The following is a 13,830-nucleotide window of genomic DNA, read 5'->3' as shown; positions in this document are numbered from 1 at the left end:
CTTTGCTCTTATCAATTTCTATATGTTTAGATTATACTTTTTTAAAGTTGAAATGCAAATATTGAATGTAAAAATGCGCTTTTTTCTAAGAAAAAAAGCGCATTTTTAACCTGCATTATACAGATCTTGCCTTCTTTTTCGGCTGTTCTTGAAATGCTTCCTGAACATTCACTTCCACAGCCTGAGCACTGTATTTTGGCAGTGCAATAAAATAAAAAATAAAAACGAGCAGGATAATAACACCCATCCCGTAATAAAGATAATCAATGTTTGAAACAAACTTAGGGAATAACAGTGCGACTAAGCCGAGTGTCAAAGACTGTGCAAACATCATAAAAGGGTCCTGCATGCCGCTTACACGTCCCATCAGTTTTGGATGAACAATTTTTGGCATCCACCCTCCGATTGCAATGTTGATCGGTCCGATGCACATTCCCAGTGCAAAAGCTGCCGCGTAATACACCCATAAAATATTGGTGTAGCCGAGGACGAAGATCAGCAAACCTGCAATGAAAATCGGTATCGACATTAAAAAGTGCGGCTTCACTTTTTTAGAGATGATCGTGCCGATTACGCTGCCTGCCAGCAGCCCAAACCCGAGTGCGATCGTAAATACAGACGTATGCCACTCATAACGGTCAGGCGCCAATCCATATTTCATTGTAAACATCGGCAAAACGGCGAATCCTCCATTGACAAATCCAAAAATGAAGAAGCCAAAAATAAGAGATGCCAGCAATTTGTTTTTTAAAATATAGAGGATGCCTTCTCTAAAGTCATTTATTGAATCCTTAACAGAAGTCTTTCTCCAGCTGAATGCACCGTTTGGCTGTCGGGCTTCTTTTGGAATCCGGCAGCTGCGGATCAGCAGCCCGGAAATGATAAAGCTGACAAAATCAAGAATAATGGCGCCTTCAATACCGATGGTGTTGTACATAAACGCGCCTATACCGACCCCAAACACCATAAAAATGCTAAAAAGCATCTGATTAAGTCCTGCCGCTTTCACATAATGCTCCTTCGGCAGAATGGCTTGTACCAAACTGTTTTCTGCCGGAAAGAAAAACTTTGTTACAGCGCTTCTGATAAATAAGATACAAAAAACAAGAGGAATATTGCCGGTAAATAAAGTGAAAAAAAGCACGACAGTCAGGCCTGCTCTGATCCAATCACAATTTTCTGCCACCTTTTTTCTGTCAAACCGGTCCGCGACGACTCCCACGATCAGAAATACAAATATGGTCGGAAGAGAATACATCAGCTCCGCCAAGGTCGTATATGAAGGCTGGCTGCTGAATCGGTCCAGCAAAAAAAAAGCAAAGGCCATGTTGCCTACTGTCGTGCCCATTTGAGAAGCGAGTGCTGCGAAAAATAGACGAACAAAATTACGATTTTTAAATATATCCATAAAAACGCTCCTTACCCTAAAGGTCCCACTTTATCATATTATAAACCGCCTGTTTTTGAAACAAATAAGAAAACATTACCGGTTAATCGTGACTCTCGTTCCGTTTGGCACAATTGAAGCAAGTTCGATCACGTCTTTGTTATGCATGCGAATGCAGCCTTTAGAAACAGCCTTACCAATCGAAGCGGGATTATTCGTCCCATGTATTCCGTAGTGCTGCTTTGAAAGGCTCAGCCAATAAGCGCCAAATGGGCCGCCGGGATTGCGCTGGCGGTTAATAATGTAAAACTCGCCAGTAGGCGTTTGCGTTAGTATTTTACCAACGGCGATGGGATAGGTTTTCATTACCCGATTATTTAGGAACAGCGTAAGGGTCTTCGCTCCGATTGAGACTGCGATATGATACGGAATTGTATAAGGGTCCGGCAGTCCGGGGATGACTATGGACTGTCCTGCGGTGAGCCCTGCCTGCAGTGACGGATTAGCCTGGAGTAATGCAGCCGTGCTGATTCTGAAATCAGCCGCGATGCTGTTCAGTGTATCACCTTGCTTCACCTGGTACGTAAGCAGTTTCCTCATCCTCCTTTTTTACTTATAAGTATTGATGGGGAGCCCATCCTGCTACATTAATTTGCTTTTTAAGGTGAAGACAGTGATTTCAGGCTTGGCCAGAAACCGCAAAGGCAGCCTGGTCATCCCGAGGCCTCGGTTTACGTAAATATGAGTGCTGCCCGTTTGATACATTCCCTCTGTGTAGACTTTTCCATATGGAGGCGTAATAATCGGTCCGTAAAAAGGCAGCTGAATCTGGCCGCCGTGTGTATGGCCGGAAAGCTGAAGGTTCACGGGATAATCTGTTGTTTTCAAGGCCGCATCAGGTTCATGGACGAGAAGAATGGAAAAAAGTCTGTCGCTCAGCCTTGAAAGGGTGCCTTCATAATCTGGGTTTCCCAGCATTAAGTCATCAAGCGAAGCAATCTCGATTTTGCTGCCATCTGCGAGTGACAATGTTTGATAGCCATTGCGATATACCGTGAAACCTCCGGCCGTCATCAGGCTTTTGTAAACGGCAGTTCCATAGCCTCCGTGATCATGATTGCCGTAAATACAAAGCTTGCCGAAGGGAGCATTAAGCTTTCTCAATAATGGAATGACTGCCTGGTGGTGCTGATACGTATCAGGATTATCAATAATATCACCTGTAAAAACAATGAGATCAGGTTTAGATTCATTAATTGTAAGAATGACAGTTTTTAAATCTTCGAGAGTAAAGTAATCACTCAAGTGTGCATCGCTGAACTGCACGATTTTAAAACCGTCAAATCCGTGCGGGATGAGAGAGCTTTTTATTGTGTGTTCGGTTGTCTCGATCATATGCGGCTCGAGATACCTGGCATAGCCATATCCCCCGCCGGCCGTTAAAGCCCCGGCAGCAAGAGCGCCGAACATTCCTTTTAGAAATTGTCTTCTGGACATCTTTTTCATTTCAAACCAACCTTTAATAGAGTTTTTCTATTATATCATCTGTATCTGATAAAAATCTCATATGAGCATGTGCTGACAGAGGCAGGGATATAATGATAGAATATTATTGAATGAATACTCATTCACAATTGGAGGGATAAACATGGAAAAAAAGGCGGTAATTATTACCGGCGGGTCAAGCGGAATGGGAAAAGCGATGGCAAAAAAACAGGCTGAATTAGGGTGGCACGTTATGGTGACAGGGAGGAACCATGAAGCACTTGAGGAAACAAAAAAAGAAATTGAGACCTTTGAGGGGCAGGTCGCTTGTTTTCAAATGGATGTCCGTTCCGATTCCGCCGCTTCAGACATGATAAAAGAAGCGATAAAAGCCTTTGGCCAGCTTGACGCGCTAATTAACAACGCGGCCGGAAACTTTATTTGTCCGGCAGAAAAGCTGACGCCCAATGGATGGAAAGCCGTTATTGAGATTGTTTTAAACGGCACATTTTTTTGCAGCCAAGCAGCGGCAAGGCATTGGATTGACCAGAAGCAGCAGGGTGTCATTTTAAATATGGCAGCCACGTACGCTTGGGGAGCGGGAGCGGGGGTCGTTCATTCCGCTGCAGCCAAAGCGGGGGTATTGTCATTGACAAGAACGCTGGCCGTTGAATGGGGGAGCAAATACGGCATTCGCACAAACGCGATAGCCCCCGGACCGATTGAACGAACAGGCGGTGCGGAGAAGCTATTTGAATCGGAAAAAGGGATGGCCCGCACGATGAACAGTGTGCCGCTCGGCCGATTGGGCACACCGGAGGAAATCGCCGCTTTGGCAGCGTTTTTGCTTTCTGATGAATCATCCTATATAAACGGGGATTGTATCACAATGGACGGAGGGCAATGGCTGAATCCTTATCCGTTTTAAAGAATATTAATCTTTGGATTCAATGTGGTATAATCAGACAAAGATAGAGAAGCAGGTGATAACATGTTGGATCCACTTGATATTTTAACGAACATTGATGATGTCCTTCCATATTACCAGGCGATTTTTAGTGCCGAGGAGCAGAAGGTTGTCGGATATGAGGTGCTTGGACGAATTTTGGCAGATTCAGAAATCCAAAGTCTCGGGCCCTTCTTTTTAGATGCGGGGATACCCGAAGAATATAAATTAGAGGTTGATAACAGAATTATCCGCCAGGCTCTTGACCGCTTTTTAGAGTCGGATTCTGATCTGCTGATTTTTATGAATCAGGATGCCAATCTGCTGATGCTGGATCATGGTGAAAGCTTTCTGGAGCTTCTGAAAGAATATGAAGCGAAGGGAATCGAACTCCACCGTTTTGTGCTTGAAATTACAGAGCACAATTTTGAAGGGGATATTGAGCAGCTCTACCATATGCTTGCATACTATCGTACATACGGAATTAAAATCGCAGTTGACAACATCGGAAAAGAAAGCAGCAACTTGGACAGAATCGCGCTGCTCTCACCAGATCTGTTAAAAATCGATTTGCAGGCGCTGAAAGTGTCACAGCCGTCACCGTCATATGAGCATGTGCTGTACAGCATATCTTTATTAGCAAGAAAAATCGGTGCGGCGCTGCTGTATGAAGACATTGAGGCGAACTTCCAGCTTCAGTACGCCTGGAGAAACGGAGGCCGCTATTTTCAGGGCTATTACTTGGTGTCTCCATCTGAAACGTTTCTAGAGAGAGATGTATTGAAACATAGACTTAAAACTGAATTTCACCAATTTATCACACATGAGAAAAAGAAACTGGAAACCGTCTATGAGCACTCTGAACAGTTTTACAAACGAGTGCATCAGGCTGTGACCTCTTTGAGAAAAAACAATCTGTCTTCTGATGATGACTTTATTAAAAAGCTGGCGGAAGAGCTGACAGATTGCAGCTTCAGGATTTACATGTGTGATGAAGAAGGCGATCAGCTGACGGGAAATGTGTTTAAGCAAGACGGAGAATGGATTTATCAGCCGGAATATGCGGAAAAGAACTGGAGCTGGCGCCCTTATTTTCTGGAGAACATTATGAGAATGAGAAATCTCAGAAAAGGTTTTTTCAGTGATCTGTACAGTGATTTGGAAACAGGTGAAATGATCAGAACGTTTTCGTATCCGATGGATGATCAGATGTATTTATTTATAGACTTGCCTTATTCTTATTTATATGAGCAGGACGGACTGATTTAACGGCTGAAAGGCCGTTTTTTTTTATGAATTGAAAAAAATATCAAAAAACGATTGACATTGATACTGAGAATCATTATCATTTAATTATAGAGAGAAGCTACTCTCTGTTCCCCAACCCCTCTATCAGATCAAGATCCGAAAAAACTTGGCGCTACCCCCGCCAAGTTTTTTATTTGTCAAAGCATAGGACAATCCAATGAAACAATAAACCTAACTAGTGGTAAACGTTTAACACTGGGAGAAACATTCAGTGCCGAACACCCCTGACACTGCTGCACGGGTGAGGAGGAAAATTCGTTCTGAAATGTTTATTTCAGTTCCGTTGTTTGCCTCTATCCAGCATGACTCCCATTGATTATGGCCACGCGGGACTTCACCATAAAATTCAAAAGAAGGTTTTGACAAAGTTGCAAAAAGGCATTCTTAATGCTGCCAAAGATTCGAAAAAAATTATAATTGTGTGCATGACATTCAAAAAAAGCCTCAAACTAAAGAAAAATAGTTTTTTTCACTTTTTTTCTTTGCTTAAATTCAGCAGTGAAAATGCCATCCTGTCCGACTTTATGGTATGATGCTCAATAGAACTTGTATTATAATAAATACTTGTTGATTTGAAGTTGCTTTTTGAAAGGAGTCTTTTTTTAGAATGTCACAATTAATGGGTATCATCACACGGCTGCAAAGTCTGCAAGAAACAGCGGAAGCGGCTAACGAGCCAATGCAGCGCTATTTCGAAGTGAATGGTGAGAAAATATGCAGTGTTAAATATTTCGAAAAAAATCAAACGTTTGAACTGACGGTTTTCCAAAAGGGTGAAAAACCTAACACATATCCGTTTGATAATATCGACATGGTTTCCATCGAAATCTTTGAACTTCTTCAGTAAGATTCCTGAAATAGGGGGAACAAGCTTCCGCCTTTGCAAAAGTAATCGAAATAAACGGTAAGGAACATACTTGTTTCATGGTTGTAAATCCTTGAAAAGGAGTGTCGTGATGGCTGATTCTTTTCTGTTTTATAATCTTTCAGAAGCACAGATGACCTTTCAAGATGTGATGGAACGGCTTAAAGCCTTTGTTCAAAAGGACCCCCGTTCTTCTTATGTGTTATCGATCGGAACCGATTCACAGGTTTACCGCGACTACACAAAGTTTATTACCGCATTGCATTTGCATCGTACAGGCAAGGGAGCTTGGGGCTGCTTGAAAAATCATACAGTCGACAGACCCATACATAGCCTTCGGGAGAAGATTTCGTTAGAAACGGCGTACAGCCAAGAAACGGCCGCTCATATTCTTGATGGACACTTAATGGATATTACCGATCTGCTCCTGCCCTTTACCGGTGAGGGGGCGGATCTTACCTTTGAAGTTCACTTGGATATTGGGAAAAAAGGGCTTACAAAAGATCTGATCCAAGAAATGACTGGACGTATTACCTCCATGGGGATTGAGGCCAAAATAAAGCCGGATTCATACACTGCCTTCAGCTATGCAAATCGTTTCACAAAATAATTTGGCTGAAAAAGCCAAGGTAAATGTCGAATTATGCGGTTGACGTTTGTTATCTGATTACTTATTCTAGCGGTAGAGCTGAAAGTAAGTTGTCTTGCTTTCAGAGGTATTCAGTATAAAACAGGGGGCCTGATTGCGAATGAGTCTTATCGGTGAACGATTTACAGAAGAAGAACAAAAACTTCTGCTGAATATCCTGATCAACCATGAGTATGCCATCGAGCTATTAAGCAGTGAGATCAACGATATAGAGACAGGGACCAAAAACGTTGACGGAACCACCTATAAAAAACTTGTAACGCTATACGACCGATTTCGATTTGAAAATTAATGGGACACCCTATAATTGATACTCCACAAAGAGTATCTTTTTTATTGAAAGGAAACTTTTCGACAAATACTGATAAAGTTTATATTATTGCAATATAGGGAATGTATTGATGATGAAAATGAAAAGGGGTCGAAAACATGATAAGCTTACAATCAGATCAACTTCTTGAGGCAACAGTCGGACAATTTATGATTGAGGCGGACAAAGTAGCGCACGTGCAAGTCGGAAATAACCTTGAGCACGCATTATTAGTATTGACAAAAACCGGATACACAGCCATCCCGGTTCTGGATCCTTCCTACCGTTTACATGGCTTAATCGGGACAAATATGATCATGAACAGTATTTTTGGACTTGAGCGAATTGAGTTTGAAAAGCTTGACCAAATCACTGTTGAGGAAGTCATGCTGACCGACATTCCGCGCCTTCATATCAATGATCCGATTATGAAGGGATTCGGCATGGTCATTAATAACGGATTTGTCTGTGTTGAAAATGACGAGCAGGTATTTGAAGGGATTTTTACGAGAAGAGTCGTTTTAAAGGAATTGAATAAGCATATACGCTCGTTGAATAAGTAGGCTGTACGGCCTATTTTTATTATAGCTAGAGCGAAAAAGAAAGCGCATACATAATTTAAACGAGAATAGGGCTTGAATAAGAAACTAAGATTTTATTAGAATGGGAGATAAGAAAAACTTATTGATAACAAAAAGGAGGACGACATGCAGCTTCAAGAGCTTCATATGCTCGTAGTTTTAGCTGAGGAATTAAATATGAGAAAGGCGGCAGAACGGCTTTTTGTATCTCAGCCGGCTTTATCTCAGCGCTTACAAACCATTGAAAAGGCGTGGGGAACAAAAATCTTTTTAAGATCCCAAAAAGGATTAACGGTAACGCCCGCCGGTGAGAAAATCATTCAGTTTGCGAATGATGTGACATTAGAGCAGGAAAGAATAAGAGAAAATATTGACGAGCTTGAAGGTGAAATTCACGGCACATTGAAGCTTGCCGTCGCCTCCATAATCGGTCAGCATTGGCTCCCTAAAGTCCTGAAGACGTATGTTGAAAAGTATCCGAATGCAAAGATCTCGCTCATAACCGGGTGGAGCAGCGAAATGCTGAAAAGCTTGTATGAGGATCAGGTTCATATCGGCATTATAAGAGGCAACCCTGAGTGGAAGGGGCGCAAAGATTACTTAATGACAGATCATCTGTATTTAGTGGATACTGAAATTTCCTGCATCGAAGATATTGCCCATACAGAACGGCCGTTTATCCAGTTTAAAAGTGACAGCACTTATTTTCAGGAAATTCAGCACTGGTGGCATCAAAAATTTAAAACGTCGCCGAAACAGACGATATTGGTTGATCAGATTGAAACGTGCAAACAGATGGCACTGCACGGAATCGGTTATGCCATTTTGCCGTCTGTTACCCTTCAAAATGAAGATAAAGTGAATAAAATGCCTCTTTTAGACATGAAAGGGCATCCGATCGGTCGGGATACATGGTTATTAGGTTATGAGCCTGCCTTTGAACTGAAACAAGTTCAAGCTTTTGTACAAGTGATAAAGGATATGCTGGACCAGGAAAATCCATTTTAAAGACAGCGAGGTGCTGTCTTTTTTTTTATTTATCTGTTGACAATGAAAATCATTATCATTTAAAGTGATACATATGATATTGAAAATCATTATCAATTAATGGGGTGATAACATGGCTAAAGCCTTGATTACATATGCCAGCATGTCAGGAAATACAGAAGACATTGCCTTCATAATAAAAGATACGCTTCAGGAATATGAGTTGGATATCGATTGTGTCGAGATAGATGATGTGGATGTGTCTTGCTTAACCTCCTATGATTATGTACTGATTGGCACCTATACATGGGGGGACGGCGATTTGCCCTACGAAGCGGAGGATTTTTTCGAAGAGGTCAAACAGCTTCAGCTTCATGGTTTAAAAACAGCCTGCTTCGGGTCTGGCGATTATTCTTATCCAAAGTTTTGCGAAGCGGTGAATTTGTTCAATGCCATGCTGCAAGAGGCGGGAGCTGCTGTTTACCAGGAAACACTAAAAATTGAATTAGCGCCTGAAACAGATGAAGATGTGGAAAGCTGCCGAGCGTTTGCGAGAGGTTTTCTTGCATGGGCAGATTATATGAACAAGGAAAAAAGCCATGTTTCATAAAGGGGCAACTGCTGTTACGGCATCGGCGTTTTCTGGATATTTTGTGGCGGTACAAAGAGAAGGCATTTTTCATTACTCTTTGGAGCAGGGCTGGAGAAAGCTTTTTCGTTTGAAAAGTAAGATACACTGTATCAGCTACATAGGGCCTTACTTATTTGGCGTTGGTGAAAAGGGAACAGTCATTCGTTCGGCTGATGAAGGGAAAACCTGGACGATGTCGAGCTTTCCGACAAATGCAACAGTGTGGGCGATTACCGGCAGAAACAACGGGTTTGTCTGCGCCCACGGTAAGCATTGTATTTATGTATCGGATGATTTTGGTGTCTCATGGCGCGTAGCCAAACCTTTTGCCGAGTTTCATAATCCCCCTGTTATCCGGTCGTTATGCCTTCACGGGGGCAATCTTTTTATCGGCACGCAAATACACGAATATTTTGGCGGCATTTGGGCTTACGACATTAAGCGTGACACTGTCCAAGTTGTCAAAAAAGAAAAAAACCGGATGACGGCATCCATGCTCGTGTTTAATGAAAATTGGCTGGTGGCGGCGATGGGTTCTGTGAAAGGAAAGCACGGTGCTGTCACTGTAAGGAATCTTTTGAATGGTGAAGAATTTATCATTCAATCCAGCATGATCAGAAATGAAGAATCATTTCTTGATCTTTCAGAGGATGATGGCATTATATATGTCACTACAACACAAGATGAAAATGGTTTTTCGAGAATTTACCAGGTTGATCTCGAAGCCCGGTCGTTAAAATGGTTCGATACCATTAAGGGACATGGATGGAGAGTGGCCAATCAGAAAGAGAATTTCTTTTGCGCAGGCTTGTATGAATGTAAATTTGTCCAGCCGTACGAAGTTTCAGCAATGATTCATTAGAGGAGGAACAAGGAATTGGCGAAGATTTTGCTCGTTTATGCAACAATGTCAGGCAACACTGAAGCTATGGCAGATTTGATTGAAAAGGGGCTTCAGGAGGCGTTAGCAGAAGTAGACCGTTTCGAAGCAATGGATATTGATGATGCCCAGCTGTTTACCGATTATGACCATATCATAATGGGAACCTATACGTGGGGAGACGGAGATCTGCCTGATGAATTTTTAGATCTGGCTGAAGACATGGAGGAGATTGATTTTTCCGGTAAAACATGCGCTGTATTCGGTTCTGGTGATACAGCATATGAATTTTTCTGCGGAGCGGTTGATACGCTCGAAGCAAAAATAAAAGAATGCGGTGGCGACATTGTGCTGCCTTCGGTAAAAATCGAAAATAATCCAGAAGGTGACGAAGAGGAAGAATTAATAAACTTTGGGAGACAATTCGCAAAGAAAAGCGGATGCGCTGTCTGATCACTCACTGGGAACTGCTAAAACGGCTGTTCCTTTTTTTCTTGTCTTTGTATCTTTCCTTTGATACAGTAATGAGGTAGAAAATCAGGAGGAGGACTATACATATGAAAATGATGGACGCAAATGAAATTATTTCATTTATTCAAAATAGTACAAAATCTACACCTGTAAAGGTTTACGTGAAAGGTGAGCTGGAAGGAATCAATTTCGGCGAATCTGCGAAAGCTTTTATCAACGGAAACACTGGTGTCGTTTTCGGTGAGTGGAGCGAAATCCAAACAGCAATCGAAGAAAACCAAAGCAAAATCGAAGACTATGTGGTTGAAAATGACCGCCGCAATTCTGCGATCCCAATGCTTGATCTTAAAAACATCAAAGCGCGTATCGAGCCGGGCGCGATCATCCGCGACCAAGTTGAAATCGGTGATAACGCAGTCATCATGATGGGTGCTTCTATTAATATCGGTTCAGTCATCGGCGAAGGCACAATGATTGATATGAACGTTGTGCTTGGCGGACGAGCTACTGTCGGAAAAAACTGCCATATCGGCGCGGGTTCTGTACTTGCGGGCGTTATTGAGCCGCCATCCGCTAAACCGGTTGTGATTGAAGACGACGTCGTAATCGGCGCAAATGCTGTTGTGCTTGAAGGTGTAACAGTAGGTAAAGGAGCTGTTGTTGCTGCGGGAGCGATCGTGGTAAACGACGTTGAGCCATACACTGTCGTTGCAGGCACACCAGCTAAAAAAATCAAAGACATTGATGAAAAAACAAAAGGCAAAACTGAAATCAAGCAGGAATTACGCCAGCTGTAAGGAAAAGTTTGATAAAAAAGGCGTGGATAATATATCCACGCCTTATTCGTATAGGCAGGAGGAATAGAAATGAAGAAAGAGGAGCTCATCGCAATTCGCAGAGATCTGCATCGTATACCGGAGCTTGGATTTCAGGAGTTCAAAACCCAGCAGTATTTATTAAATGTCTTGGAACAATATCCGCAAGACAGAATTGAAATTGAGAAATGGCGAACAGGGCTTTTTGTAAAAGTGAACGGGACGGCGCCGGAAAAAATGCTGGCGTACAGAGCGGATATCGATGCGCTTTCTATAGAAGAGCAAACTGGTCTTCCATTCGCATCAGAGCATCACGGCAACATGCACGCCTGCGGTCACGATTTGCATATGACGATTGCACTCGGCATTATTGATCATTTTGTTCACCACCCAGTCAAACATGATTTGCTTTTTCTGTTTCAGCCGGCAGAGGAAGGGCCTGGCGGTGCGGAACCAATGCTTGAGAGCGATGTATTAAAAAAGTGGCAGCCTGATTTCATCACTGCGCTTCATATTGCTCCAGAGCTTCCGGTAGGCACCATTGCGACAAAAAGCGGCCTTCTATTTGCGAATACATCAGAGCTAGTCATCGATCTGGAAGGCAAAGGGGGACATGCGGCATATCCGCATTTGGCTGAGGATATGGTTGTAGCAGCAAGTACACTTGTCACCCAGCTGCAAACGATTATCTCTAGAAACACAGATCCGCTAGACAGTGCTGTTATTACAGTTGGTACCATTACCGGAGGCTCGGCACAAAATATCATTGCAGAAACGGCCCACCTGGAAGGCACGATCCGCACGCTTTCTGAAGAATCGATGAAACAAGTAAAGGAACGGATTGAAGATGTAGTGAAAGGAATCGAAATCGGATTCCGCTGCAAAGGAAAAGTGACATATCCGTCTGTATATCACCAAGTTTACAATACGAGCGGATTAACAGAAGAATTTATGTCTTTTGTTGCTGAACATCAACTGGCGACAGTAATTGAAGCAAAAGAAGCAATGACTGGAGAGGATTTTGGCTACATGCTGAAAAAATATCCCGGCTTCATGTTCTGGCTCGGCGCTGATTCTGAACATGGGCTTCATCATGCTAAGCTGAATCCCGATGAAAATGCGATAGAAACAGCGGTTAATGTCATGACAGGTTATTTTTCTGTTTATGCCAATTAAGTACAAATGAAAGAATAAAATTCCATAAAATGAGCACTCTAGTAAACGGAGGTGTTCAAAAATGGCTAAAAAAATAGGAATTGAACAATCATTATCAGATGTAGAAGCTGCTTTAAAAGAAAAAGGATATGACGTTGTAATGATGAAAAGCCCTGCTGATGCTCAAGGCTGTGACTGCTGTGTCGTAACAGGTCTTGATAATAATGTGCAAGGGATAGCCGATACGGTAACACAAGCACCTGTCATTACAGCTTCCGGGATGACGGCTGAAGAAATTTGCAGCGAAGTTGAAAGCAGAATTCAGTAATATAAAAACCGAAGCAAAAAGCTTCGGTTCTTTTATTTATTCTGTTTCTTTAGGGAAAGCGCGGTCGAACGCGTTCTTTATTTCTTTTCTCAACACTCGTTCGACTCGCCACTGTTCCATATTTTCTGTTTTGGCAATGACCCTGATTACAATTTCAGAAGTCCCCAGTTCTTGAATCCCGATGACATTTGGTCCTTCTTTTATTTGTGGAAGAGCCGCTGCCGTTTCATCACAAACCTGCTGTAAAATATGAATCATTTCATCAATATTTCTTTCAGCCGGCACTTTAATGTCAACAAGAGCCTGCATGGTACCACGAGAATGATTGCTTACGTTTGTGATGTTTCTGTTGGGGATGTAATGCAGTGTTCCGTCAAAGCTGCGGATTTGAGTTGTCCTTAAGCCAACCTGCTCGACAATTCCGTCAAAGGTGGAAACGGTAATATAATCTCCGACATCCAATTGTTTCTCAAGCAAAATAAAAAAACCTGTCACGATATCACTGACAAGCCCTTGGGCGCCAAATCCGACAGCCAGGCCGACGATTCCTGCCCCCGCTAAAAGAGCGCTTGGATCATAATGAAACAAATCTAGAACCATGACGAAAAATATGAAAATCAATGTATAAGCAAATATGTTAAGAGTCAGGCTTCGGAGCGTATGTGCACGTCCGATAGACAAGCTATTCTGCTCCTCGAATTTTGCAAACAGATGTTTAATGATTTTCATGCCTAATGATCGAACGATAAAATAGAGCAATATCATAATGGCGAGTTTAATGAGCAGAACACCGGCATTTGTAATCAGTCCCGCCCAATCATATTGTTTAATAAAGTCCATGTTGAGCTCCTTTTCTAATTGATTGCTGCACATTGAGACTAGTTACCCTGTACATGACCATGTTAAACGTTTTATTCAAAAATGTCGAAGCCAAAGACATACATGATTTGTTAAAAATTGACTCAGGAAATCTGCTTTTATATAATGGCATTGCAATATAACTAAAAATGGTTAATCACCCTTTATTTTCAT

Annotated in this window: 17 protein-coding genes; 13 read left to right on the top strand and 4 right to left on the bottom strand. The window is 42.2% G+C overall.

Going from position 1 to position 13,830, the window contains the following annotated elements; translation table 11 throughout:
• Positions 1–115: 115 nt before the first annotated feature.
• From BGM23_RS14465 to BGM23_RS14455, 3 genes are all read right to left on the bottom strand, one after another.
• On the bottom strand, positions 116–1,408 hold the full coding sequence (locus BGM23_RS14465; RefSeq protein WP_029727007.1) for an MFS transporter: 1,293 nt from the start codon (positions 1,406–1,408) through the stop codon (positions 116–118).
• 75 nt (positions 1,409–1,483) lie between these two features.
• Positions 1,484–1,978 (bottom strand): L,D-transpeptidase family protein, encoded by a 495-nt coding sequence (locus BGM23_RS14460; protein WP_072174092.1) that lies wholly within the window; start codon positions 1,976–1,978, stop codon positions 1,484–1,486.
• Between the two features lie 51 nt (positions 1,979–2,029).
• A complete protein-coding gene (locus tag BGM23_RS14455) occupies positions 2,030–2,893 on the bottom strand; it encodes a metallophosphoesterase (protein WP_029727008.1) in 864 nt (287 codons plus the stop codon).
• A gap of 142 nt (positions 2,894–3,035) precedes the next feature.
• Here BGM23_RS14455 and fadH point away from each other — a divergent pair, with 142 nt between their 5' ends.
• The 13 genes from fadH (at position 3,036) to BGM23_RS14385 (ending at position 12,798) form a co-directional block, all read left to right on the top strand.
• Positions 3,036–3,800 carry a 2,4-dienoyl-CoA reductase gene (gene fadH / locus BGM23_RS14450; protein WP_029727009.1) on the top strand — a complete coding sequence of 255 codons (765 nt, stop codon included), beginning with the start codon at positions 3,036–3,038 and terminating at the stop codon, positions 3,798–3,800.
• A 63-nt stretch (positions 3,801–3,863) separates the two neighbouring features.
• Complete coding sequence (locus tag BGM23_RS14445) at positions 3,864–5,087, top strand: EAL domain-containing protein (protein ID WP_029727010.1); 1,224 nt, start codon at positions 3,864–3,866, stop codon at positions 5,085–5,087.
• A gap of 646 nt (positions 5,088–5,733) precedes the next feature.
• Positions 5,734–5,973 (top strand): YkuJ family protein, encoded by a 240-nt coding sequence (locus tag BGM23_RS14435; protein WP_003218671.1) that lies wholly within the window; start codon positions 5,734–5,736, stop codon positions 5,971–5,973.
• 109 nt (positions 5,974–6,082) lie between these two features.
• Positions 6,083–6,601, top strand: a complete 519-nt coding sequence (locus BGM23_RS14430; protein WP_003232389.1) for a ribonuclease H-like YkuK family protein — start codon at positions 6,083–6,085, stop codon at positions 6,599–6,601.
• Between the two features lie 133 nt (positions 6,602–6,734).
• Entirely contained in the window at positions 6,735–6,932 is a 198-nt protein-coding gene (gene abbA, locus BGM23_RS14425) for an AbrB antirepressor AbbA (protein ID WP_010886502.1), read from the top strand.
• 137 nt (positions 6,933–7,069) lie between these two features.
• Positions 7,070–7,513, top strand: coding sequence for a cyclic-di-AMP-binding protein CbpB (gene cbpB / locus BGM23_RS14420; RefSeq protein ID WP_003218674.1), 444 nt, complete (start codon positions 7,070–7,072; stop codon positions 7,511–7,513).
• Between the two features lie 144 nt (positions 7,514–7,657).
• Positions 7,658–8,539 carry a transcriptional regulator CcpC gene (ccpC, locus tag BGM23_RS14415; protein ID WP_003232387.1) on the top strand — a complete coding sequence of 294 codons (882 nt, stop codon included), beginning with the start codon at positions 7,658–7,660 and terminating at the stop codon, positions 8,537–8,539.
• Between the two features lie 112 nt (positions 8,540–8,651).
• On the top strand, positions 8,652–9,128 hold the full coding sequence (locus tag BGM23_RS14410; protein ID WP_029727011.1) for a flavodoxin: 477 nt from the start codon (positions 8,652–8,654) through the stop codon (positions 9,126–9,128).
• Positions 9,118–10,011 (top strand): hypothetical protein, encoded by an 894-nt coding sequence (locus BGM23_RS14405; RefSeq protein WP_029727013.1) that lies wholly within the window; start codon positions 9,118–9,120, stop codon positions 10,009–10,011. Before BGM23_RS14410 ends, BGM23_RS14405 begins: the two co-directional genes overlap by 11 nt.
• A 15-nt stretch (positions 10,012–10,026) precedes the next feature.
• Entirely contained in the window at positions 10,027–10,482 is a 456-nt protein-coding gene (locus BGM23_RS14400) for a flavodoxin (protein ID WP_029727014.1), read from the top strand.
• A 104-nt stretch (positions 10,483–10,586) separates the two neighbouring features.
• Positions 10,587–11,297 carry a 2,3,4,5-tetrahydropyridine-2,6-dicarboxylate N-acetyltransferase gene (gene dapD / locus BGM23_RS14395; RefSeq protein ID WP_003218680.1) on the top strand — a complete coding sequence of 237 codons (711 nt, stop codon included), beginning with the start codon at positions 10,587–10,589 and terminating at the stop codon, positions 11,295–11,297.
• 69 nt (positions 11,298–11,366) lie between these two features.
• Complete coding sequence (locus BGM23_RS14390; protein WP_021479383.1) at positions 11,367–12,491, top strand: N-acetyldiaminopimelate deacetylase; 1,125 nt, start codon at positions 11,367–11,369, stop codon at positions 12,489–12,491.
• Positions 12,492–12,552: 61 nt separating this feature from the next.
• A complete protein-coding gene (locus tag BGM23_RS14385; protein WP_003232382.1) occupies positions 12,553–12,798 on the top strand; it encodes a YkuS family protein in 246 nt (81 codons plus the stop codon).
• 36 nt (positions 12,799–12,834) lie between these two features.
• On the opposite strand, the gene mscT is transcribed toward BGM23_RS14385, so the two are convergent.
• Entirely contained in the window at positions 12,835–13,638 is an 804-nt protein-coding gene (gene mscT / locus BGM23_RS14380) for a small-conductance mechanosensitive channel protein MscT (RefSeq protein WP_003244994.1), read from the bottom strand.
• Between the last annotated feature and the right edge of the window lie 192 nt (positions 13,639–13,830).

The organism is Bacillus sp. FJAT-14266 (genome assembly GCF_001719225.1).
Classification (GTDB): Bacteria; Bacillota; Bacilli; order Bacillales; family Bacillaceae; genus Bacillus; species Bacillus subtilis.
This window is presented reverse-complemented; position numbering and strand designations above follow the sequence as displayed.

Excerpts from the sequence above, each read along its gene's own strand:
- BGM23_RS14465 (WP_029727007.1), bottom strand. The coding sequence starts at position 1,408 with ATGGATATATTTAAAAATCGTAATTTTGTTCGTCTATTTTTCGCAGCA.
- BGM23_RS14455 (WP_029727008.1), bottom strand. The coding sequence starts at position 2,893 with ATGAAAAAGATGTCCAGAAGACAATTTCTAAAAGGAATGTTCGGCGCT.
- fadH (WP_029727009.1), top strand. The coding sequence starts at position 3,036 with ATGGAAAAAAAGGCGGTAATTATTACCGGCGGGTCAAGCGGAATGGGA.
- BGM23_RS14445 (WP_029727010.1), top strand. The coding sequence starts at position 3,864 with ATGTTGGATCCACTTGATATTTTAACGAACATTGATGATGTCCTTCCA.
- BGM23_RS14435 (WP_003218671.1), top strand. The coding sequence starts at position 5,734 with ATGTCACAATTAATGGGTATCATCACACGGCTGCAAAGTCTGCAAGAA.
- BGM23_RS14430 (WP_003232389.1), top strand. The coding sequence starts at position 6,083 with ATGGCTGATTCTTTTCTGTTTTATAATCTTTCAGAAGCACAGATGACC.
- cbpB (WP_003218674.1), top strand. The coding sequence starts at position 7,070 with ATGATAAGCTTACAATCAGATCAACTTCTTGAGGCAACAGTCGGACAA.
- ccpC (WP_003232387.1), top strand. The coding sequence starts at position 7,658 with ATGCAGCTTCAAGAGCTTCATATGCTCGTAGTTTTAGCTGAGGAATTA.
- BGM23_RS14410 (WP_029727011.1), top strand. The coding sequence starts at position 8,652 with ATGGCTAAAGCCTTGATTACATATGCCAGCATGTCAGGAAATACAGAA.
- BGM23_RS14405 (WP_029727013.1), top strand. The coding sequence starts at position 9,118 with ATGTTTCATAAAGGGGCAACTGCTGTTACGGCATCGGCGTTTTCTGGA.
- dapD (WP_003218680.1), top strand. The coding sequence starts at position 10,587 with ATGAAAATGATGGACGCAAATGAAATTATTTCATTTATTCAAAATAGT.
- BGM23_RS14390 (WP_021479383.1), top strand. The coding sequence starts at position 11,367 with ATGAAGAAAGAGGAGCTCATCGCAATTCGCAGAGATCTGCATCGTATA.
- BGM23_RS14385 (WP_003232382.1), top strand. The coding sequence starts at position 12,553 with ATGGCTAAAAAAATAGGAATTGAACAATCATTATCAGATGTAGAAGCT.
- mscT (WP_003244994.1), bottom strand. The coding sequence starts at position 13,638 with ATGGACTTTATTAAACAATATGATTGGGCGGGACTGATTACAAATGCC.